Origin of the sequence: Prescottella agglutinans, from assembly GCF_004011865.1 — a bacterium.
GTDB classification, from domain to species: Bacteria; Actinomycetota; Actinomycetes; order Mycobacteriales; family Mycobacteriaceae; genus Prescottella; species Prescottella agglutinans.
Window position 1 is genome coordinate 149,772 of record NZ_RKLP01000009.1, and the last position, 22,482, is coordinate 172,253.

General features: G+C 66.2%; 19 protein-coding genes. 12 read left to right on the top strand and 7 right to left on the bottom strand.

Annotated features, from left to right (window positions below; all coding sequences use genetic code 11):
• Window positions 1-46 precede the first annotated feature (46 nt).
• The 6 genes from EGT67_RS17635 to EGT67_RS17660 form a co-directional block, all read right to left on the bottom strand.
• On the bottom strand, window positions 47-685 hold the full coding sequence (locus EGT67_RS17635) for a DUF4145 domain-containing protein (RefSeq protein ID WP_127917389.1): 639 nt from the start codon (window positions 683-685) through the stop codon (window positions 47-49).
• Between the two features lie 155 nt (window positions 686-840).
• The gene (locus EGT67_RS17640; RefSeq protein WP_127917390.1) at window positions 841-1,737 is read right to left on the bottom strand and encodes a DUF6339 family protein; all 897 of its coding nucleotides are present in this window, start codon (window positions 1,735-1,737) and stop codon (window positions 841-843) included.
• Entirely contained in the window at window positions 1,730-2,689 is a 960-nt protein-coding gene (locus EGT67_RS17645; RefSeq protein WP_127917391.1) for a hypothetical protein, read from the bottom strand. Before EGT67_RS17645 ends, EGT67_RS17640 begins: the two co-directional genes overlap by 8 nt.
• Window positions 2,686-4,605 carry a hypothetical protein gene (locus EGT67_RS17650; protein ID WP_127917392.1) on the bottom strand — a complete coding sequence of 640 codons (1,920 nt, stop codon included), beginning with the start codon at window positions 4,603-4,605 and terminating at the stop codon, window positions 2,686-2,688. Before EGT67_RS17650 ends, EGT67_RS17645 begins: the two co-directional genes overlap by 4 nt.
• A gap of 57 nt (window positions 4,606-4,662) precedes the next feature.
• The gene (locus tag EGT67_RS17655; RefSeq protein WP_241566096.1) at window positions 4,663-6,288 is read right to left on the bottom strand and encodes a DUF726 domain-containing protein; all 1,626 of its coding nucleotides are present in this window, start codon (window positions 6,286-6,288) and stop codon (window positions 4,663-4,665) included.
• A 144-nt stretch (window positions 6,289-6,432) separates the two neighbouring features.
• Complete coding sequence (locus EGT67_RS17660) at window positions 6,433-12,414, bottom strand: DUF3320 domain-containing protein (RefSeq protein ID WP_241566097.1); 5,982 nt, start codon at window positions 12,412-12,414, stop codon at window positions 6,433-6,435.
• A 375-nt stretch (window positions 12,415-12,789) separates the two neighbouring features.
• Here EGT67_RS17660 and EGT67_RS25550 point away from each other — a divergent pair, with 375 nt between their 5' ends.
• The 6 genes from EGT67_RS25550 to EGT67_RS17690 all read left to right on the top strand — a co-directional run bounded on the left by EGT67_RS25550 (window position 12,790) and on the right by EGT67_RS17690 (window position 17,372).
• Complete coding sequence (locus tag EGT67_RS25550; RefSeq protein WP_338324866.1) at window positions 12,790-13,083, top strand: SAV_915 family protein; 294 nt, start codon at window positions 12,790-12,792, stop codon at window positions 13,081-13,083.
• Window positions 13,080-13,361: a hypothetical protein gene (locus tag EGT67_RS17670; protein ID WP_127917394.1), complete on the top strand. Its 282-nt coding sequence runs from the start codon at window positions 13,080-13,082 to the stop codon at window positions 13,359-13,361. Before EGT67_RS25550 ends, EGT67_RS17670 begins: the two co-directional genes overlap by 4 nt.
• 2 nt (window positions 13,362-13,363) lie before the next feature.
• Window positions 13,364-14,530, top strand: coding sequence for a WXG100 family type VII secretion target (locus EGT67_RS17675; protein WP_127917395.1), 1,167 nt, complete (start codon window positions 13,364-13,366; stop codon window positions 14,528-14,530).
• A 445-nt stretch (window positions 14,531-14,975) separates the two neighbouring features.
• Window positions 14,976-15,344 (top strand): hypothetical protein, encoded by a 369-nt coding sequence (locus tag EGT67_RS25355; protein ID WP_241566098.1) that lies wholly within the window; start codon window positions 14,976-14,978, stop codon window positions 15,342-15,344.
• A gap of 316 nt (window positions 15,345-15,660) precedes the next feature.
• On the top strand, window positions 15,661-16,287 hold the full coding sequence (gene pnuC, locus EGT67_RS17685; RefSeq protein ID WP_127917397.1) for a nicotinamide riboside transporter PnuC: 627 nt from the start codon (window positions 15,661-15,663) through the stop codon (window positions 16,285-16,287).
• Window positions 16,288-16,292: 5 nt separating this feature from the next.
• Window positions 16,293-17,372 carry an AAA family ATPase gene (locus EGT67_RS17690; RefSeq protein WP_127917398.1) on the top strand — a complete coding sequence of 360 codons (1,080 nt, stop codon included), beginning with the start codon at window positions 16,293-16,295 and terminating at the stop codon, window positions 17,370-17,372.
• 9 nt (window positions 17,373-17,381) lie between these two features.
• On the opposite strand, the gene EGT67_RS17695 is transcribed toward EGT67_RS17690, so the two are convergent.
• On the bottom strand, window positions 17,382-18,761 hold the full coding sequence (locus EGT67_RS17695) for an FAD-binding oxidoreductase (RefSeq protein WP_127917399.1): 1,380 nt from the start codon (window positions 18,759-18,761) through the stop codon (window positions 17,382-17,384).
• Window positions 18,762-18,854: 93 nt separating this feature from the next.
• On the opposite strand from EGT67_RS17695, the gene EGT67_RS17700 reads away from it, so the two are divergent.
• The 6 genes from EGT67_RS17700 (at window position 18,855) to EGT67_RS17725 (ending at window position 22,357) form a co-directional block, all read left to right on the top strand.
• Window positions 18,855-19,478, top strand: coding sequence for a maleylpyruvate isomerase family mycothiol-dependent enzyme (locus EGT67_RS17700; protein WP_241566099.1), 624 nt, complete (start codon window positions 18,855-18,857; stop codon window positions 19,476-19,478).
• Between the two features lie 19 nt (window positions 19,479-19,497).
• Window positions 19,498-20,238, top strand: coding sequence for a DUF429 domain-containing protein (locus EGT67_RS17705; RefSeq protein WP_127917400.1), 741 nt, complete (start codon window positions 19,498-19,500; stop codon window positions 20,236-20,238).
• 113 nt (window positions 20,239-20,351) lie between these two features.
• A complete protein-coding gene (locus EGT67_RS17710; protein WP_164877597.1) occupies window positions 20,352-20,873 on the top strand; it encodes a DUF3558 domain-containing protein in 522 nt (173 codons plus the stop codon).
• A 150-nt stretch (window positions 20,874-21,023) separates the two neighbouring features.
• Window positions 21,024-21,266, top strand: coding sequence for a hypothetical protein (locus tag EGT67_RS25360; protein ID WP_241566100.1), 243 nt, complete (start codon window positions 21,024-21,026; stop codon window positions 21,264-21,266).
• Between the two features lie 165 nt (window positions 21,267-21,431).
• Window positions 21,432-21,956: a DUF3558 domain-containing protein gene (locus EGT67_RS17720; RefSeq protein WP_127917403.1), complete on the top strand. Its 525-nt coding sequence runs from the start codon at window positions 21,432-21,434 to the stop codon at window positions 21,954-21,956.
• Between the two features lie 26 nt (window positions 21,957-21,982).
• Window positions 21,983-22,357 carry a hypothetical protein gene (locus tag EGT67_RS17725; protein WP_127917404.1) on the top strand — a complete coding sequence of 125 codons (375 nt, stop codon included), beginning with the start codon at window positions 21,983-21,985 and terminating at the stop codon, window positions 22,355-22,357.
• Window positions 22,358-22,482: the final 125 nt, after the last annotated feature.

Below are 22,482 nucleotides of genomic sequence, written 5' to 3' on the forward strand. Positions count from 1 at the left end.
GCCGCTGAACATCGCCGCCCCGGCCCTACACTTTGGCTTTGAACCGTCATGGCTGCGAGTTTCCCGCAGATGGCTGCTGCCTGGCCTTGAACTGGTCGAACCTCGCCCGTAGGACGTACAAGTGGTCGACAAGGGCTTCAGCGAAGTCAAGAGCATCCTCGGCGTCTTGCGCTGTCACATCCTTTCCGAAATGTGCTCCAGCGTTGCCTGTTATGCGGAGAAGGTTTGCCCATTCAGCCAGGACTCCGTCGATCTTGCCCTGTTCCTTCATTTCCGCGAGGTTAGCTGCCAAGGTCTTTTTCGTCGCGCCCTGATCTAGGCAAGTTCCCTCCAGCGTCCGGCGCACCATGACCACGGTTGCGCGGTAAGCCTTTGCATCGAAGCACCTTCGGGCTTCTGTGAACTCGGCTTGTATGTCTCGCGGAACGACGATGCTGAATCGACGCGGGGACGGGTAGTAAATCCCAGGAGGGTCGGCATCGTAGCCGGCCCCGAAGTCTTCACGCACCTGGACAATCGGTGCTGCACAGGTGTCATGGTCGCACTGCAGGAACACGAACTCGGCTGGTGGACCATCTTCTGGGATGTAATGCTCGATCCGCCCGTGGATGTCACTCTTGGTTGGTTCTCCACACACTGGGCAGAGGAAAGCTCTGGCTTGTCCGGGCTTGCCGTTCGTACTCATTGGTCAGTTCCTATTCAGAGGTGTTGAATGGGTTTGGCGGACACGCGCGAGTCGTAGTTGTGAGATCGGCCTAGGCGCGGGCGACCCGGCGGTTGTGGGTCGTGACGACTGTCGCTAGGTAAGCGTCAGTAAACTGATGCTCGTGACTGAGCAAGCTAGACAACGGATTTTTGCTTAGCTTCATCCTCATGACTAGCCGCCGCTCTGCGTCGGGCAGATCGTGTGTCTAGCCGTTCGGCCGCCGCGTGCGCATACTCCCACCCGCGCTCAGCAAGGACTCGCGCACCGGCTAATGACAAGAGAGATGTGTCTGCACATGGCGGGCCAACCGGTAGTTCGTGCCAGTCGACCGGCGACGTCGCGCCGCCGCGGACCCACGTCTGCAGGTTGCGAAAATCGTCGCGCTGGAAGTTCGTCCGCACCTCCGGTGGCGAGCCGGCTGTGACGAGGTTGAGCACGCGAGCAAGGTCGTTGACGTCGTCGGCCGATAGCGCCGTCTCTCCGTCCTCAGGCGAGATCACGTCGACGAGGGCAAGTGCGAGCGAACGACACCGGACCAGCGGGCGATGGAGATAGCTGTTCGGCAGGTCCTGGCGGATGAACGCGCGTACGACGGGGCCGTAGTCGGCGCCGTTACGGAACAACTCGGCGCCCCACCACAGTCGTGCGAACGCCTGCTTGTGAATCTCTCCGCGCCAACGGTTCTCGACGATTCCCTTGCGACCTTCCCAGCGCCACTCGACGTACCAGTGGAATCGAACCGCCAGCCACGCCCACACGTCGGGATCGGAGGCTTCCGCCCGCGTCAGGCGCAGGGCGTAGTGGAGTCGCGGCGCCAACCATCCGTCACTGGTCGACGGATCACGCCACGTGTCGAGACGCGCAGAGAACTCCTCCATGAGGCCTGCGAGGACATCGATTCCGATCGCCGCTCCGCCGCGCCGGGTGACGTTCTCGGAATCGCTGAGCCACGCGTTGTCCGCGATGAGCTGCGATCGGGTAGCAGGGTCGAGGCGGCGGACGTAGCGCCGCAAGGTTTCGTGGTCAGCCACGGCGGATCTCCTCGGTCACCATCGCCAGTGTGTTCGGTACACCCGCAAGGACGTCGATCGCGACGTCGATGTGGGTCCACAACTCCGCGGATTCGGCACGCTTGCCGTGTGAGTCGTGTAGGCGTTGGTACAGTTCGTCGACGGATGCGAAGTGGGGGATCGTATCGGCGACCGCCTCACACACCTGACGGAACAGCGGGTCGGAGGGCGGCGACGGCTCGTCGTCCTCGCTCGCGATCTCCACTGCCGCGGCACGGAACATCGTCGCCAGGGTGTACCTCGCGATCTGCGAACCGAGAAGCTCCCGGGTCCGCCGGCGCTCCAGTTTCGCCGTCTCCGACGACAGCAGATCCTGGAACCCCGGAATCGCACTGTTCAGCAGCAGCATTGGCCGCGTGCCGGACAGATCCAGCACCGCCGGAGCGTCGGGGCTCTGTCGTGCGACCAGCGGAGAGTCCGACGCACCGAAGTCGATCCACGATTGGGAGATGGGTGGCTGTCCCGGCTTGACGGGCGCGGCCCCCGGTTCGACGACGATCGTCCAAGGGATCGAGCGTCCCACGACCCGGGGAGTGCCGCCGTGGTCCGACGCGACCTCGGCGACGAGCGTCGCGGTGCCCGCCAGGTCGTCGCGGGAGATGTCGACGGTTCCGCGTAGCTCGTTCGGCCTTGCGCCGCTCGGGGCGAGCGGGAACGGTATCCGGACGCTGGTGGAACTGCACGACAGCAGGGCGTAGCCGCTCAGCTCGGCGTCGAGTCCGGTGGGGCGTTTCTCGTCGGTCCGTGCGGTGAGTGTGAAGGACAGCGTCGACCAGTCGCCCACGTCCGCGAGGCTCATCCGGAACGTTTCGGTGTCGACCGACGGCAGGGTGCCGGGCAGGTCGGACTCGACTTCGGTGATCTCGCACAACCATTCGCCGGCGAAGGTCGGCCACGGGTAGCGCACGCTCATGCCGTGCCGCCCTTCGACTGGGTGGTGGTCACGTTTCGAAGCTGGACGTCGACGGCGGCGTCGGCGGCGGGGATGGGCAGGTCTGCGGTCGACACCCCGGTCACCACTGCCTGAACGAATCGGCCCCGTTCCTGGTGCTCCAGGAGCACGGTGCCGTCCTCGACCTTGGCATCCTCCGAGTGGAGATCCTCCCACTCGACTTCCTGCCCGCGACCGTCCAAACCGACGAAGTACAGTGCGGGGCTCAGCGCCCAGCCGCCCGGCTGGTTACGGGCCTTGATGCGGAAGGTCAGGTGCCAGCGGCCGTCGAGGACCTTCCAGTCGGTGATATCCACCGCCGGTTTGCGGGTCGCGGTTCCGGTGGACGCGCCGGCCCCGGGCTCGCCGCGCAGGAAGCTGAGGTGTTTGAACACCGCCGTCGGCGGCTTGCTGTCCGCCGGTGGGGGAGCACCGAACAACTCGATCAGCTTCGCGGCGACGTCCTTCTCGATCGCCTGCAGGTTCGGTACCCACGGGGCGACGTAGTGTGCGCTCAGGCTCGACTGCGAGCTCTTGTTGCGACCGCCCCTCGGGATCCACTGGTCGTGGGCGGGCGGCTCTGCGAACCGCAGGAAGTCGTCCGCCCACCGGTCTTCGGCGGACGACGAATCCGGGCTGACCGCGCCACCGGCAAGCAGAAACGCGTGGTAGGTGTGGTTCTCGAACGTCCGGTCCAGTGTCTGGACGACCATCTCCGGCTGACGCAGCAGGCACACCTTGTTCTCGAGCGGGTCCTTCTGCTTGTCTGACTTGGTGACGACCAGTTTCGCGTTGTGTACGAACTTCGGGTGACCCGATCCTGACTTGCGCTTGGCGATCGCGATCGGGATGTCCCGCGCGACAACCGAATACGTCTTATCGAGCGTCTCGTCGAGGTCACCCTCGTCGAACCGTCGCAGCGCGCGCACGAGTTCCGTGTACGTGTCCTCGGGATCGACGACGGTGTCGAGCTCACGAACCCCGTCGTTGATCACCTCGATCCGCACCTGCAGTCGCCGTCGGGCGAGAAGCGGCCAGAAGCTCTCCTCGATTCCGGCCCGCAGGTCCTCGGCCATCTTGACCAGGCCGTCGACGGTGTGACCGCGCTCGGGCTCGTCGGGGTCGTAGAAGCCCACGATCATCGCCGAGGTACCTGGTCGGCTTCCGTCGCGGCGCAGGTGGAGCGTCTCGACGAGGTCCTCGGTCGCCCACGTCGAGGTGACGTTGCCCTTCGTCCCGGCGACGCCGAAATAGCCTCGCCCCTGGTACGACTGCTCGCCCAGCCGGTGCACCACGCCCTGATTGACACCGAACAACCGGTTGCGGGTCTGACCGTCGACCGCGTCGCTCTCTGCGACAACCGAATTGAACAGCACGGTCTGGATACGCGAGAACCGCCAGTAGACCGCCTTGCCGAGACCGAAGCTGCCACCGGAGGTCTCGTTCTTCCCGCTGAACAGGTCGAGCCGACACAACTTGATGAAGTTGCCGAAGTCCGCCGAGTCGATGTCGGAGAACTCCGGTCCGGTGAGCCCTCGGCATCCGTAGTCGGAGACCTTCAACAGCACGAGTGGGTCCGGGTGCGACAGGGCCTCGAGGCCGGTCTTGATGTGGCCGGCGGTGACGGCGCCGGTCGACTCGCTGCTCATCGCGCGCAGGTGCGGCTCGAGCTCCTCGGACCAGTTCAGGGCGCGCAGGAAGTCTGCGCGTGCCTGCCCGCTGAGCCGGATGAACGAGTAGACGAGGCTTGGGTTCTCCTCCGAGCGAGCATCGTTGGTGTTCTGCGTGCTCTCCCGGGCGAGGGAGGCCAGCCCGGCATTCACCGTCCACTGGTTGGCGTTGCCGTAATTGCCGTAGGTACTGCTCTGCTTGTCCCATTGCCAGGCCAACTCGGCCACGATGCTCCCTCGGGTCAACTCGTCTAAGTTCGGAATGTCGTCGTATGTGTCGGTCGACTAGACCAGCTTCACGTTGTCGAAATACTCCGAATGGCCGGCGACCTTCGCAGAGACATCCCGGTCCTTGACGTTCGGGTACTTGCAGTCGAATCCGCGCAGGCCGACGGCGACGCTTCCGGCCTGCGCCGCGGCGTACATGTACTTGAGGACTCCGTCGTTGGTCGAGTAGTAGTTGTTCACCGTTCCTGTCACCGCCTCGCTGAGTGGTCGCCAGTCGGCCTTCTTGCCCTCTGCGGCGCCGAGGAGGTGCATTGCCTCGATCTTCGGGGCATCCTTGCTCGTCCCCAGGGTCTCCGCTGCTGTGATCATCGCGCGGGCGCCGAGGCTGTGGCCGACGAGTATGTAGCGCGCAACCTTGGTACGGGCCAGGATCCCGGCGAGTGCGACGCCGGTGCGGTCCGCGCGGACCACCGCCGTGTGCCAGGGATTCTTGGCGAGGTCGCCGATCAACAGCGCGGGTGCGATCGGCGCGAGCTTCTTCGCGGCCATCTTGCCTGCCTTCGCTGCCGCGCCGCCCACGGCGGCCAGAGCCTGATTCGCGCCCACGTTCTTCACGGCCAGGGCCGCGAGATTGCCGAGCTCCTTGCTACCCCAGCGCAGCCGATAGATCGGTGAATCCGGGTACCGTTCCTCGACCATCTGCATGGCCGATTTCCAGTTCTGGTCCTTCTCCGTCGTGAACCCCCGCGCCACGATGACCGGTGTACCGGGCCCGTCCCGGAACTTCTCGATGGCGAACGATTTGTCCTCGCTGACATAGGCGTTGGTGATGTTGGCTCCCAGCGCGCCTCCCAGCGCGGCTCCGGCCGCGGCGACGACATAGGTACCGCCGACCATGCCGAGCCCGCCGGCAGCCACCGAGCCGCCACCGAGCAAGGCCAGCCCATAGCTGGTGGCGGCAGCGCCCGTGTAGCCGCCGACCAGGGTGCCGATAGCGCCGCCGACCGCCGGTGCGGCCATCAGACCACCCGTCCCGACCACGCCGGCGGCGAACACACCGGCCAGCGCGTACTTCGAACCACGACTCAGGTTGCTCTTGTCGAACACGCGGAGCTGCTCGTAATCGTCGACCGTGTCGATCTTGGCGGTAGCACGCTCGAAGCTGGGAAGCTCGTGGCGATGCTCAGCGCAGAACCTTGGGATTCGCACCGACCCGGAACCACGTGTCGCCATGTTGTCGCACTGCGGAGCCGCGCAAGTGAGCGTCGGCGCGCCGCACGTTGCACACAGGTAGGCAGGGACAGAAATCCGTCCGGTCTTCACCTTGCGGTGATCGGTGTGGGCGTAACACGCCGAGCACCAGCCAGTTCGAGTGTCGTCACCGATCCCGTCGATCAGCTTTGCGATCTCCGCCGCGACGTCCGCGTGCGCATCGGCCTGCTTGCGGTGACTTTCCTTCTTCTTCTCATCCTTGAAGCGGCGAAAGAGCTTCTCGTTCTTCGCGTACGCCCAGGCGTTGTGGATCAGCGCCGGGTTCGAAGTCATCGGGCTGTCGCCCTCGACCGTCGGTTCGACAGCCGTGATGGTCCCGGTGAGCCGCAGAAGAAGCCCCAGCGGCGAGCGCACCTCGCAGATCATACCGTCGTGTGATACCGGCGTGAAGCTCACGGCATCGCTTGTCACTGGGTCCCCCTGTCCGTTTCGTTGCAGATGCATCAGAATGCCCGGTGCGGGCGCACGTCACCTTCAATTTGCCCAGTTGTGCAGAGCTGCAACGATATTCGAGATCGTCTGCCTGGGGCTTGAAGGGCGGATATATGTCTCCGGCTACGCTCCAGCGCGAATCCACTCACCGTTCCGAATCAGTAGCCCGTTCTTCAGCGCGAGGTCGAGGCACGCTTCGAGGCGGTCTCGGCTCGGCCCGGTCAGCCGAGTCTGATTGAAGACAGCCATCGTCTCGCGCATCAGTGGTTCGACCTCGAGTTCGCGCCCCCGGCACACCGCGTTCATCGCGTTGACGATCTCCTCCGACGCGATGTCGCCCAGCGAGCGGGTGACGCTTTCGGGAGTGGTGCGGTATCCGCGCCACTCGGCCCGGTCGATCTCACGCGGCCACACGAAGCTCCCCAGCGGAGTGGCGTGCACCAGCTCGGCCGGCACGCACTCGATGACGAAACTCTTGCGGGCCGCCGGAACACGGTCGAATCCGAAGCGGCGTCCCACATCTCGCGCGAGGCGATCTAGTTCGATCGGGCCCTCGATCTCCACCGTCTCACGAACGGCCGCAGTGATCCGCGACCGTACGGACGGGGACGTCAGGCGGTCGAGATCCTCGCGGTCACCGATCGCGGTGGTCGGTGCGCACTGGTACTCGACTCCTCGGCCGTGCCAGTCCCGTCCCGTCGCTGTGGGGGCGTTCATACTTGCGACGTCGACGGCCGAGACCGGAACCGGCGTCGTGGTAGAAGCGATCAGCGCGGGGAATGCATCATCGTCAGTCTCGTCCGACTCGGCCGAGGCAGATCCCCAGGACAGTTCAACGTCCTCCGAGGTCTCCTCCTCGTCGTCTTCGATGATGCCTCGTGCCTCGAGCTCGGCGATTTCGGCGGCCCGCTTCGCGGCTGCCGCGTCCAGTTGAGCCTGGAAGCGCTCCTGCCTCTCGCGTGCAACGGCGACCGCCGCATCGACGCGCTCGAGCACCTTCTCGGGTGTGTCGATCCAGTCCGGAAGCCACACCCGCAGTGACGATCCCCAGTTCATGATCGCCTCGAGGAGTTGCGGGGTGGAGTCCCGGTCGGCAACCGTCGCGCGGTCGGCCCAACGTGGTCCGTCCAGCAGCAGGGCGACCTGCCAGCGCTCGCAACCCGGCTCGCGCACGACGATGTCGAGGACGAACTCGGAGAGGCCGTAGTTCGCCTCCACCTCGTAGCCGCGATTGCGGAGCGCGGCACACACGGAATCCTGGATGGCATCTGTGTCGTCAGTGGTCGCGGCCCGATCGGAGGCCGCACCGTCGGCGGCAAGCTCGAGATAGCCGCGCAGGTGCTTCAAGCCGACCGAGTTGGTGCGGTCCAGGTCGATATCGGCCGGATCGAACGACGTGATGATCACGACCTTCCGGCGGGCCCGGGTGATCGCGACGTTGAATCGCTTCTCCCCGCCGGACCGGCCCAGCGGCCCGAAATTCAACGGCAGCTTCGGGTCTCCCGGCTTCTTCGAGAACGCCGTGCTGAACAGGATCACGTCACGCTCGTCGCCCTGCACGTTCTCGAGGTTCTTGACGAAGATGCCTTCCTCCGCGTCCGGCCGAAGCTGTTCGCGAACCAGCGGGTCGTCGCATTCGTCGAGCAGATCCTGCACCAGCGTGCGCTGCTGGGTGTTGAACGTGACGACACCGATGCTCTGCCCGGCGAGGTGCGGAGTCGCCAACCGCGAGCGGATCTCGGCGACGATCGCCTCCGCCTCCACGCGGTTGGTGCGGAACTCGCGTTTCTTGTTCTCGCGGTTGAAGTGCCCCTCGACGCGCCGCCATTCGACGCCGGCAGTGACATCCCCGCCGGGGGAGGGCAGGCTCGCAAGACGGCCCTCGTAGTAGTGCCGGTTGGAGAAGTTGATCAGCGACTCGTCCTGGCTGCGGTAGTGCCACGACAGCCAGAGCCGCGGGACGCCCGAATCGACGCACTCGGTGAGGATGCTCTCCGCATCCTCGGGAGCGAGCAAGCCGTCCTCGTCCTCCTCATCGTCGTCAGAGGTGGAGGTCTGGCCGAACGATGTGGGAGGCATCTGTTGCGAATCGCCGACGATCACGGCCGATCGGCCGCGTCCGAGCGCACCGATCGCCTGGGCGACGGTGACCTGGGACGCCTCGTCGAAGACGACGAGGTCGAAGGTGGCGGAACCGGGTGGAATGAACTGCGCCAGCGAGCCGGGGCTGACGAACACACACGGCGCCGCGGCAAGGATGTGCTCCCCATAGCGGGCCATCAATTGACGGAACGTGGCGCCGCCGCGCTTACGGTCGAGCAGTCGGCGCAGTTCACCGACGTCGCCGCGCAGAGCGCCGGCCTGGAACGGGCGTCGTGCCAGCAGTGCTGCCGGCAGGGCACGGACCTGCTCAGCGCGCAGGACGTCCGCGGCCGCGATGAAGTCGTCCACCTCGCCGTCGCGCAATGCGGTGTCGAAATCGGCGAGACCGGTGGCACGGCGTCGCTCGTGGATCGATGCGTGTGCCACGCCGCGGATGAAGGCATTCGGCGCGTCCATCGCTGAGATGCGTCCGGTCAGCAGATCGTCGACGAACTCGGTGAGCCCGGCCTGACGCAGCGGATCGAGGAAGCCCGACAGGCGAGACCACGTCAGGAACCTGCGGGAAGCGCCGTTCCTGGCCTCGTCGACCCACGCGGCGCTGTCGCGTTCCCCGGCGTCGAGCCAATGCGCACCGTTGCGCCACCGGGTCGACGACTCGTCGTCGGCGCCGAGGCTGTCGTTCCAGCCCTCCCACGCTGCCGAGACTTCGTCGAGCAGGGCGATCTCGTCGGCAGTGGGGAAGCCGTTCGATTCGAGCAGCTGCCACACGGCCGGGTTGGAGTCGACGAACGCGACGGTCGCAGTGAGGTACTCGAGCACCGGCGCCAGCTCGGCGGCACTGTTCGGCGCCAACGGGTTCCAGGCCGCGGGCGCGAACGGGCCGATGAGGTGCCGGACCAGGTCACGGATGCGGGCCACATGCTCGCGGGCTCCCGGAATCGCGCGCAGCAACGGCAGCACGCGGTCCGGCGACAGATCCGCGCCCGGAACGGCGAACGGTTCGATGCTCCGCTGGAACTGCTCGGCCTTCTTCTTCTTGCCGAAGATGCCCTTGCCGGCGTTCTCCGCCTCGGCCACGAAGGCCGTGATGTCGCCGGCCTCGACGAACATCGGATTGAACGTCGACAACAGAGGTGCGCAGTACTCGTGGAGGCGTCGAATCTCCGCCTGGAGGGCGTCGCGTTCCTCGGCGAACTGTTGCCCGCGCACCCACGCGAGGATCTGCGCGTCCGGGACCGGCCGTCCGAGTTGCCGCGCCGCGGGCTCACGAACGACGGCGATGTCAGCGGGGTCGTCGAGACGTTCGAGTAGCGACCGCACTCGCGGATGTGCCCGGACGGCGTTCAGGGCTGCGGCCAGGCGGTCCGCGATGGAAACCAGGTGCGCTTCATCTGCGGTCTCGGACAGACGGCCGACGATCGACCACGGACTGCCCTCCTGGATCGGCAGAGACCGACCCAGCCGCGAGAACTGGGTGAGAGCCTCCTCCAGCACCTTGCGGGCAACCGGAGGTGACGCGACGAACGCGGTCGGGATGGGCGCCGTGACGCCGTCGCCGACGTTGAGCAGATCGTCGTACGACACCCACAGCGACTGGTCGAAGCCGTTGCGGCCGTGGATCTTCGCGGGGTAGTCCTCCAACGGGGCGTGGCGGGTCCGGAAGTCGGCGTGCTTCGCGGTCCAGCTGTGCTCGTTGTAGCGAACAGTATGGTCGATCGCGGTGCGGAGTTGCTCGCGGATCGCGTTGGGGCTCTGATTCTTCCCGTGCAGGTCGAGGGTGAACTCGCCCAGCCCCACGCGGCCCAGCCGCTTCTTCACGACGTCGAGTGCCGCCTGCTTCTCGGCGACGAACAGCACCGTCTTGCCGATGTCGAGGGCATGCGCGATCAGGTTCGTGATCGTCTGCGACTTGCCGGTGCCGGGCGGCCCCTCGAGGACGAACGTGCGGCCCTGCGCCGCGGCCACGACCGCATGCAACTGGGATCCGTCGGCCGGGATCGGGACGGCCACATCCGCTTCGTTCACGACGATGTCGCCGAGCTCGAGCCCGTCGGCGGCCTGCGGGTCGACGAACGACTGCCCGGCGTGATGGGTCAGGTGTCGGACGATGGGACTCTGCTCGAGGACATCCCAGTGCTCGCTGAGGTCCTTCCACATCCCGAAGGTGCCGAACTGGCAGATCGAGACCGTCGCGACCTCGTCGATACGCAGGTCGATCTTGTTGTCGACCAGTGCCGCTCGAATGCCCTGCAGGGCATGGTCGATGTCAAGACCGCTGTCGTCGAGCTTCGGAGTCTCGAGGGCGTCGATCGACACGTTGTGCTTGAGCCGAAGCCATTCGACCAGACAGTAGTTCGGGGTCGCGACTTCCGTTGCATCGACGACAATCTGGTACGGGCTGCGTCCGGTTCCGCCGACGATCTTCACCGGCAGCAGGAACAGCGGGGCTCTCGCCTCCGCTCCACTCGACGTGTGATGGATCAGTGCGCCCAGCGTCAGGTAGAGATTGGAGCTGCCGGTCTCCTCGAACAGGGTCCGTGCGGTGCGGGCCAGCTCTTTGAATCGTCGAACGTAGAGGTCGCGGGACACGGCCGCATACACCGTGTGATCGGCGGACAGGCCGTCGCGCAGCAGCTCTGCGTCGAGCTCGGCGGCGAGCCGTGCGCCCTGCAACTGGTGAATCGACGACAGCTCGTCGTGAGGGAGCATCGTGATCGACTTGCCGGCATGGATGATGTCGTCGAGCACCGGCAGCCCCGACTTCGGGATGTGCAGGTCGACCACCTGCGCCGAGCGCCGCAGATTCAGCAGACGGTTCCTGGTGCTGAGATCGAGCAGCGACCTCTTCCACTTGCGTACCCGGGCGGGAGCATTGTCGGCGGTGTCGAGGACGGTATCGGCATCGGTATCACGCGCCTTGAGATGATCCGGCAGTTCAAGCACGCTGTCGGCGAGCGGGATCGGCTCGTCCGAACGCTCGAACACAACTTCGTCGGAACTGGGAAGCGGTGTGAGGCCGTCCCGTCGGGCGCCACTGATACTCACGACGCCGCGCAGGTTCTCCGGCTGTGCGAAGTGGCGGCGGCCCGCGGCCACGGCGGCGGCAAAGTTTCCGTCGGGTGTGTCGCGGTAGTAGATGGCCTCGACCGGGACGGCAATGCCGGACTCGACGAGGTTCACGAGGGCGTTCTGCTCTGTCAGTGTGGCTCGGACGATCTTGGCGTTGTCGTCGCGAAGGAAGCCCGCGAACGCGTGGCCCTTCACGAGCCAGACGAGGGGATGAAGCCCGGCAGCTTCCATGCATGCCGCATAGGCGACTGCGAGGTCGATGCAGGTGCCGAACCGGTCCTCGAGGACCTGGGAGGTGGTCCGCACCTTTTGGCCGGTGCGTTCGAACGACGCGGGCGGCTCGATGTATCGGATGCGCCGCGACCGAAGCGACTCGTACACGGCCGCTGCGATCTGCGCGGCACGCTCGGGTCCACCCTGGTAGCCGTCGATCGCTGCGCTATCGGTGTTGCGGCCCAGGATCTCCGACGCCCCGTCGAGGACGGACAGGACGGCCCGCGTGTTGGGTTGGACGAAGGCTCCGAGGGCCTCGTAGTAGATCGGTGCGTTGTACCACTCGTTATGGGCAAGGACTCGGATGGGCGTGGCCAGTTCCGCTTTGTCCGCCCACAGTCGAGTGACGGTCACGGTGATCGAAGCAGGATGGCTCTCGTTCAGGCCCTTGAGATAGTCGACCGGCGGCATGAAAGCGGCGAAGTCGCTCCACGACACCTCGGCTTCCGCCTCCAGGACGCCGTCGTGGGTACGCGACCATGCCGGTGCGAGTTCACGACCGTTGCCGTGTAGTTGCACGGTGACGGTCACGTCGGTCATGGGCTGTCCGGACGTATTGGTCACCGAGAGTTCACTGATCAACGGGACCCCGTTGTGAGCCAACGCCAGGTTCACCGCCGGCTGCCCGAGTAGACGGACCTCGAGCCCGTCGGACTCCATGACAACACCTTGCTCCAGCGAACTCATTGGCCTCTCCCACGCCCTGCACGCCACCGGCGGTCGAAGCCGGTGTGCCGGCCGCAAATGCGGACCGTCCGGACGGAATCGTACGACCAGCGCCAACAGGCTCGGCGGCAGACCGGCAGTTTCGATGGTTGGTGAATCGAGTGCACCCCGAATCCACGTCACAGAACGTCAGGAATCGAGGAAGGCCTGGAGTGGTTCTGCCTCCGGCGAATCTCTCGCAGCGCTAGTACCCCGCCGAGGGTGAACCGCACGGCTCGGGCCTTCCGGCCCCATTCGTTTGGAGTAGCCTCTTCGAGGCCGAGTCCGATGGGGGCATCGTGACGGTTCGGCTTCAAGAGGGGGGAGAGTGTGGCTTCGAGACCAATTCCGGCGGAGTTTCCGCCGGTCGTTTATCTGCCTTGTGCGCAGAACGTTGCAGATCCTGAGCAGGCAGAGATCGAGTTGCGCCGGACTCGGGACGGTCGAATGGCGCTGCTCGCGTACTCGGCACTCGACCGACTCCATACGTGCTGTGGTGCCAACCAACCCTGGATCGTGGTGGGGACACCGTCGCTCGATCTCATCATGAGATCACAGCCGTTCGATTTGCTGCTCCTGGACGTTGTCATTCCCGAGGCTGAGCAGCGAGGGCTGTCCCGGTGACTCTCTTTGTCGACAGCGATGCCCTGGACCGAATCGCCAGCACGCTCGCCGCTGCGGGATCGGAAATCGACGGCGTCGCCACATCAGCGCCGTCGGGGGTCGATGCGGGTGATGCGACCGCGGCCCTCCTCGGGATTCTCGCGAAGTTGACCGAGAATGCGGCACAGTTGGTCGATGCTCTGACGGCTGCGAGTGTGGCTGTCGCACAAGCGAATGCCCGCTACCGTGAGCAAGACGTCGCGTCTGCGGACGCGATGATCGCTGCGTGGGCGGAGTAGCGATGTCGATCGATACGCGAGTCGATGGGAACCCCGAGAGCATTCGCGGCGCCGCGACGTGGCTACGCGCGACTCTCGCGCCTGCGGTGTCGGCAGGCGTTGACGATCTATACCGGGCTCGGACAACAGCGCAGGCCGGGTGGGAGGGCACTGCGGGCGAAGGCTTTGCCTCCCGCGCTGGGTCATCGGCCGCGAAGGCCGAGGAACTGTCAGAGGCCGTGACTCGGTACGCGCAGGAATTCGACAACGCCGCAGCCGAATTGCAGCGGACGCAGGACCGGATGCGCGAGATCCGGCAAGCCGCGTCTACTGCGGGTCTGCGGGTTTCGGGCGATGCGATCGAAGAGCCAGGACCTGCGCCGGCGAATCCCGGTTCGCCACCGACCGGTTCAGCCGCGACAACGGTCGCGATCGAGTCTTACAACCTAGCGGTCGCTGCAGTCGATCGGCACGCGGACCTCGTGAGGGCGTACGAAGCGGCCCAGCGGGACACAAGTGCCGCGCGTGAGCTCTGGGCTTTCACATTGCAGACACTGGCCAACGTCTGGTCGGACATCACTGGTAAATGGTTCTTCATCGTCGCTGATCTCGTGAACGGTGCCGCAGGTTACCTCGCTGACCGGCATGTCGTCGCCCTCGCGGAGCAATCGAAGTTCCTCGCCAAAGAGGCAGACAAGTTCCTCGAGCTCGCGCGTACAGCGCCTGCAGGATCGCCCGCCTCCGTCGTTTATCGAGATCTCGACCTGTCCAGAGTCTTGAGGGAAGGGGCCGACGAGGCGGCTGCATCGGCCATCAAGTCTGAGGCGAGTGCGGGACGGATCGGCCTCAGGGTGGGTGGGGCGCTGAGTGCCGCGGGTGTCGCGTACGACATCTATAACGGCAAGCCCGTCGAGCAAGCCGTCGTGTCGGGTGCGGGAGGATTCGGGGCATCACTCGCGGCCGGCGCGCTGGCCGGGGCGGCAATCGGATCGACCGTGCCGGGGCTCGGGACAGCGGTGGGAGCAGTCGTAGGTGTGGGCGCAGGGTTGTTCACGTCGGGCGCGATCGACTCCCTTTACCAAAATGGCGGTGACGTCAGTGACGCGATCGGTGCGGGGGTCGACGCCATCGGGGATGCCGGCGCGGCTGTCGGCGGACTGGCGAAGGGTGCGTGGAATGCGATCTTCTGATCAGATGCAACGACCGGTGGAGTGGCCGGACAACGGAATCTCTCTGCGAGAGAAGATGTCGGTCGGTCTACTCGCTGCGATCGGTTGTGTTGCAGTGTTCGTAGGCATCGTCGGCGGAATGGAGGGCCAACCCGGCGCACTTCGATACGGCCTCGCCTTCGGTTTCCTCGTCTTCCTTGTCGCGGCCTTCGGCGTGGTCAGACATTCGGGTGGCCGGGACGCGATTCGAGGCGTAACCATCGAGTCCGGTCGACGATCCGCTACCGAGATCAGACAGTCCCGACGCCTGTGGACAGTGCTGGTCGCGATGACGGTGTGTTGCACGGTTCTCACTGCAGGTCCCGCCATCGAGATCTACCTCAACGCGCCGACCTCAGGAGTGCCCGGGGCGACCGTCATCTTCAGTGTGCTCGGGATCTTGTTTGCGTCCTTCCTCGTCCTGGTTGTGTCGCGTTTGGTTCGACCAGGCGCGGTTCTGCTCACGCCCGACGGGATTCGGCACCGGGGCTGGAGCTTCGAGTCCTACCTGCCGTGGGAATCGGTGGCGGGCGCCAAGCCGGCCTACAACGGGTATCGGATGATCCTGCTGATCGGATTCGCGAACGCGCACTGGACCCGCCGATACACCACCCCGATCTGGCGGATCGACAAGCTGCCGCCGGTTCCGATGATCGAGCTCGACTGCCGCAAGTTCGCGATGGACGATGTGCTGCTGCTCCACTTCGTCAGCTTCTACGCGAACAATCCAGCGATGCGCGCCGAGTTGGGGACCGATGCTGCGCGAGTCCGTTTCGAGTCACGCGCCTTCACGTGACGCCGGATCGGAGAAGCACTGCGCCCGGATCCCGTTGAGCTCGCGGCGGCCTGGATCAGCGGGCTCAGCGAGGGTCAGGACGGTTCACGTCTCGGAATCCGGTCGTCGTGATCTGGCGGACGCGCCGCACCGTTGTCGTTTGTCGGCCCGGGCCTCCTCGAATCCGTAATCACTCTGCCAATCCGGGTGCCACAGGCGGTTTGGCGACCACTTCTTGTGTCGTCGGGGATGAGGTCCGAGCGTCTGGACAGATACCCCCAGTACGACTTAGCGCAAATATGCGCTAATGTCTTCGGTGTTGAGTCAAGGAGGGGCGATGATCGATTTCCTGAACTCGACGGCGTTCACTGCATTCGGTGCGCCGACGAGTTGGGCGGAGGTGCTGGGCTTCGTGACCGGGGCCTGGTGCGTGTGGTTGGTGGGCCGGCAGTCGGTGTGGAACTGGCCGATCGGGATCGCCAACAACCTGGTGTGGATCCTGCTGTTCGCTACCGCTGGACTTTTCGCGGACTCGGCGCTGCAGGTGGTCTACATCGCGCTCGCCGTGTGGGGGTGGCGCAACTGGGTGCAGGGGAGCGCGGGGGACACGTTGCCGGTCACCGGCACGACCGGGACCGAATGGGTGTGGCTCGCCGCCGCGGGCATCGCCGGAACCGGCGCGCTGACGCTGTTCCTCGACGCCGCGACGTCGTCGACGGTCCCGTTCTGGGACGCGGTCACCACGGTTCTGTCGCTGCTCGCGACGTGGGGGCAGGCGACCAAGCGGTGGGAGTCGTGGCTGCTGTGGATCGCCGCCGATCTGATCTATATCCCGCTGTACCTGCACAAGGGACTGACGCTGACCGCCCTGCTTTACGCCGGGTTCCTGCTGCTGTGCGTTCGCGGGCTGCTCGCGTGGCGGCGCAGTCGTGCAACCGAGCCCGTGCTGGCGGTGGCACAGTGACCGCGATGTACCGGCATGCCCTGGTGATCGGCAAGTTCTATCCGCCGCACCGCGGACACCACCACCTGGTGCGGTCGGCCGCGCGGATCGCGGATCGGGTGACGGTCGTGGTGATGGCGTCGGCGGCGGAGTCGATCCCTCTCGCCGACCGCGTGTCCTGGATGCAACAGACCCATGCAGGCGATACGACGGTGCGGGTCACCGGAATCGCCTGCGACGCACCGATGGACCTGGTATCGACCGCAGTGTGGGCGGCGCAGGTCGCCTGTATGCGCGCGGCCGTCCGGCAGGTCGACGCCACACCGATCGACGCCGTGGTGTCGAGCGAGAAGTACGGCGACGAACTAGCGCAGTGGTTCGGGGCCACCCATGTGTGCGTCGACCCCGACCGGGTCGCGCACCCCGTGTCGGGAACCGGGTGTCGCGCCGACCTCGCCGGCCAGTGGGACCAGCTCGACGAGGCCGCGCGGGCCGGGCTGACGACCCGCATCGTGGTGCTCGGTGCGGAGTCGACCGGGACCACGACGGTCAGTCGCGCACTGGCGCACCGCTACCGGGACCGCGGCGGCGTGTGGTCGCGGACCGGATGGGTGCCCGAATACGGGCGCCAGGCCACCCACGACAAGCTGGCCCGGCTGCGCGCGGTGCGCCCCGACGCCGCCGTGGAGGAGCTGACCTGGACCGGTGACGACTTCGCGCACATCGCCGCGGAGCAGGCGCGGATCGAGGAAGCCGGCGCCCGCACCGGCTCACCGGTGCTGATCTGCGACACCGACAGTTTCGCCACCACCGTCTGGGAGCGGCGCTACCTCGGTACCGGCAGCGGGCGGGCCTGGGAAAGCGTCGTCGACCGGCCGGCGCTCTACCTGCTCACCGATCACACCGGCGTGCCCTTCGTGCAGGACGGCATCCGCGACGGCGAGCACGTGCGGGCCGAGATGACGCGGTGGTTCGAGGACGCGCTGACCGCGACCGGGCGGTCGTGGGTGCTGCTCACCGGACCGCTGCCCGACCGGGTGGATCTCGCGGAGCGGGTGGCCGATCTTGCCCTGGCGCAACGGTCGTCGTTCGGGGCGCCGCTGTAGGGGCCGGGGTCAGGACAGGACGGCACCGGGATTGAGGATCCCCAGCGGATCGAGCGCGGTCTTGATCCGCCGGTTCAGCTCCATGACGTCCTCGCCGAGCTGGCCGGGCAGCCAGTCCCGCTTGAGTCGCCCGACGCCGTGCTCGCCGGAGATGGTGCCGCCCAGGGCGATCGCGAGGTCCATGACGCGGCTGAACGCGATGCGGGCGCGGTCGGTCATGTCGGGGTCGGTGGGGTCGAACACGATCAGTGGATGGGTGTTGCCGTCGCCGGCGTGGGCGACGGTGCAGATGAGGACGTCGCAGTCCTCGGCGATCGCCTCGACACCCGTGATGAGCGCGGGCAGCTGCTGCAGGGGCACCCCGACGTCCTCGAGCAGCAGGCTGCCCATCGCCTGCACGGCGGGGAACACGGATCGGCGTGCGGCGGTGAAGGCCTCGCCCTCGGCGGCGTCGTCGGTCGCGAACACCTCGGTGGCACCGTGCTTCTCGCACGCCGCGACGATGGTCTCGATCTCCTGCGCGCCGGCGGCACCGGGGGCGTCGGACTGGGCGAGGAGTAGCGCGCGGGCGTTGCGGTCCAGGCCCATGCGGACCGAGTCCTCGACGGCGTTGATGCTCGCGTGGTCCATGAACTCGAGCATCGCCGGACGCATCTCCCGCGTGATCGCGAGGACGGCGTCGGCCGCCGACTCGACCGACTCGAACGAGGCGACCACCGTCGACGCCGGCGGCTGCGCCGGAATGAGCCGCAGCGTCAACTCGGTGATGATGCCGAGTGTGCCCTCGCTGCCGACGAACAGCTTGGTCAGCGACAGCCCGGCGACGTCCTTGAGCAGCGGACCGCCGAGCCGGACGGCGGTGCCGTCGGCGAGCACCACCTGCATGCCGAGCACGTAGTCGGTGGTCACCCCGTATTTGACGCAGCACAGCCCGCCGGCGTTGGTGGCGGCGTTGCCGCCGATCGAGCAGATCTCGTACGACGACGGGTCCGGCGGATACCAGAGCCCGTGCTCGGCGGCGGCCTTCTTCACCTCGGCGTTGAGCAGCCCGGGCTGGGTGACGGCGACCCGCGTGACGGGGTCGACGGTGATCTCGCGCATCCTCTCGGTGCTCAGCACGATCCCGCCGTCGACGGCGCTCGACCCGCCGGACAGCCCGGAGCCCGCGCCGCGCGGCACCACCGCGATCCGATGCTCGGACGCCCACCGCACCGCCGCCTGCACGTCCTCGGTGCAGGTCGCGCGGACCACCGCGATCGGGGTGCCGGCGTTCGGGTCGGCGGCCCAGTCCTGGCGATACCCGGCGATCATGTCGGGGTCGGTGAGCACCGCGCCGTCGGGCAGTGCGCCGATGAGTTGATCGAGTACAGCCGGGTCCACTTTCGTCATGTGTCCATCATCCTCTGGATGCCCGATTTTCGGACGAAGGCGGACCCGGGCCGATAGCGTCGAGGCGACGGTACGTCGACGGAGGGGGTTGGAGTGTCGGACTTCGAGCAGGACCGGGATCTGCTGATTCGGTTGTGGCGGATGTGGGCGAAGCGGGCCGCGGAACTGTCGGACGACCAGTGGACGGCCGAGACCCGTCTGCCGGGCTGGACGGTGCGGGACGTGTACGTGCACGTCACCCCGGACGTGATGATCGCGATGCTCGCCGCGCCCGCCGCCGCCGGTGACGCCAAGGTCACCAGCGCCGCGCAGATGCTCCGGATCTTCAACGCCGACCCGGCCGCCATGGAACCGATGCACGCGCAGCTCGCCGAGATGGTCCGTCAGCTGGCCGCCGACGTCGATCGCGGAACCATCGTCGAGCGCTTCGACACGGAGCTGCCCGAGGCGTTCGAACGGCTCACCGGACTGAGTCGTGACAGCGTCATTCCGCACCCGATTCTGGAGTCGGTGTCGCTCGGCGCCTTCCTCGACATGGCGATCATGGAGGCGACGATCCACTGGCTCGACGTCATCGACGTGGTCGGTGGCCCCGAGCCGGAGCCGATGGCCCTCGAACGTGCGCGGGACGTCCTCGCCGCGGTGGCCGATCCGCTGGCGTTCGTCGAGGCGGCGTCGGGGCGGTCGGCCAGCCAGGTGTTGCCGGTGATGCGCTGAGGAGCGATAGCCTCGGGGCATGAGGACCGTCGGCATCGACCTTTCGGCCGAACCCGCGAAAACTGCTGTCGCCACTCTCGATTGGGGCGATGGTGCGGCTCGCGTCGTCGGGTTGCGGCTCGGAGCGACGGATGAGGACCTGGTCGAGGCGGTCCTCGGGGCCGACAAGTCTGGGATCGATGCCCCGTTCGGGTGGCCGGATGCTTTCGTCGACTTCGTTGTCGCGCATCGCTCCGGGGCGCCGCAGCGTGAACTCGAGCTGAGCAATCGTGCCGGACGGCTCCCGCTGGTCAGGCGTCGGACCGACCGCGTGGTGCACGACGTGACCGGGATCGTGCCGCTCAGTGTGTCGGCGGACCTGATCGCGCACGTCGCGCTGCGGTGCGCCGGGTTGTTGGCGCGGCTCGAGGTGGCAGGGGCGGATGTGGATCGCGTCGACGGCACCGTGGTCGAGGTGTATCCGGCGGCGGCGCTGCAGCAGTGGGGGCTGCCGTTCCGTGGCTACAAGGGTTCGGTGAACCGCCCGAACCTGCAGACCCTGGTTGCGGGGTTTGATGCGGGGATCGGCGGCCTGGAGTTCGGCGACTTCCGCGAATCGTGTGAGTCCTCGGACGACGCGTTCGACGCCGTCGTCGCGGCGGTGATCGCGCGAGCCGCGGCGTTCGGCCGGACGCGGATGCCGCAGCCGGTGGATGAAGACGTGACGCGGCGCGAGGGTTGGATTCACCTACCGGAGGCGGGGCTCGCGACCCTTGTGTGAGTCTCTGGTCTGCACTGCTGTGGCCGGAGAAAATGACGGAACGAAGGGAACCGAATCGGCCCGTCCTGCGTCTGTTTAGGGTGGAGCGGTCTGGAACGAGGGAGGAGTGCCGGATGCGGGTGGCTGCTGTTTTCGGTCTGTTCGGCGCTGGGCTGCTGTTGGTGGGGTGCGGGTCGGGGGACGTGACCGGTGAGGCCGCTCCGGAGAGCGTTTCGGCGGGGGAGCCGGTGTTCAGTCCGTGCGATGACATACCTGCCGAAGTGTTGCGCGAGGTGGGTGTGGATCCCGCGTCACCCGACCGCGATTTCGGCGGGGTCGAATACCCGGGGTGGAATCGGTGTCGCTGGCCAGGAACGGTCAATTCGGTCTCGGTGCTCGTGACGACGCTGTCGCTCGAAGAGATTCGTTCCAGCGACAACACCGCGGATTTGGCGGATCACGAGATCGACGGACGCGCCGTGTTGGTCTACCAGGATCCGGGTGACGTGCGGCGTGAGCGCTGCAATGTTGCGATGGGCACTGGGAACGGGGCGTCGATCGTGCGGGTGAGTGTCTATCACGTGGATGAGGGGCCAGTGCCATGCACTTTGGCGATGCAGACGGCGACTGCACTCAGCCCAGCGATCCCGAAGTAGAGGGGCGGCACGGTGGCGGATTCGGGTTGGGCGGTGCTGAAAAGTGCTGTTGCGGCGGGTGATCTAGTTCTCGAACGCGGATTGGCGGAGCGATGCGCGACCCGTTGTGACCAGTCTATCGGCGACCTCAGGGAGCTGAGGGATCGAGCGGTGGACCTCGCCGTGGTTGAGGGGTTCGGCGACAAGTTGCCATCCGGCGTCGCACTCGCAGCGAAGTTCGGACGCAAAGCCTCAGGCGGCGACTACTCATTGGACACGGCAATCGGCGACCACATCACGGTGGTCGAGCAGATGCGAGATGTGTTCCTCCAGATCGAGGCTCGCTACGCTGCAGCGGAGGAAGCGAACACCGCAGCGATGACGGTGGTTGAGTCGCGGATCAACTCAGACTGAGCGTGCCGCGGCGTGGTGGGTGGGCCCGAACGCACGTGGTGTGATCGAATACCGAGTCTTTCGCATGCTTGCCTCGCACAGCTCATGCGAAATCGAGGGAACAAGAATCGGCCCGTCTGCGTCTGTTTGGGGTGGAGCGGTCTGGAACGAGGGGAGGAGTGCCGGATGCGGGTGGGTGCCGTGATCGGTCTGATCGGTGCTGGGCTGCTGCTGGCCGGTTGTGGGTCGGGCGACGTGACGGGTGAGGCTTCTCCGGAGGGCGTCGCGGCGGGGGAGCCGGTGTTCAGTCCGTGCGATGCAATACCTGACGAAGCGCTGATTGAGCTTGGCCTCGACCCTGCGACGGAGTCCCCGGACATCATGGGGGTAGCGCAGCCGGGCTGGAAGATATGCAAGTGGCAAGGGTCGGGCCCAGCGCTCGGTGTCGCCGCGACGACGCACACGATGGACGATGTGCAGGAGAACAAGCGCAACATTGATTTCAATCCCGTCGAAATCGCCGGCAGACAGGGCTTTACCTACCGAGAGACGACAGACAGAGATCGTCGCAACTGCGATGTCGCGCTCGCGTCAGGCAACGGCGCTGTGATCATCTCAGTTGCGTATCTGGGCGTTGATCAGGTTCTCGAGGAGCCTTGCTCGGTGGTTGTTCGGCGAGCTGCACATATCGCTCAGTACATTCCCGATTAGCTTGCAACCATGACGGAAGGGGAACAGTGGAAAGTGCCAGTTGGAAACAGCTTGGCGACGCTGTTGGTGCAGGGGAGCTCTATCTCGAGCCGGGGACGGCTCGGCGATGCGCCGATCGTTGCGATGAGCTTGTCGCGCGGTTGAAAGACATTCACTACGAGTCGGCTTGGTTGGCGAAGGTCGACGGGTTTGGTGACCAACTCCCGTCGGGCCGCGCTTTGGCTGCGAAGTTCGAGCGCAAGGCTTCGGGCGGTGAGTACTCGTTGGACCACGCGATTGCGGATCACATAGCGGTCGTCGAGCAGATGCGCGACGCCTTCCTCCAAATCGAGGACCGCTACAACGCGGCGGAGGAAGCGAACACCGTGGCGACGACGGCGGTTGGGTCGCAGATCAACTAGCAGGTGTTGCAGTGCGGAGGGCTCCTCGAGCGTGCGCCAAATTAGCTTGGACATCGAAGATCGAATGTCTCGCGCTGGCGTGTATCTCTCCTGCTGCGCGTAGCCCCTGTGAAATAGCAGGGAAC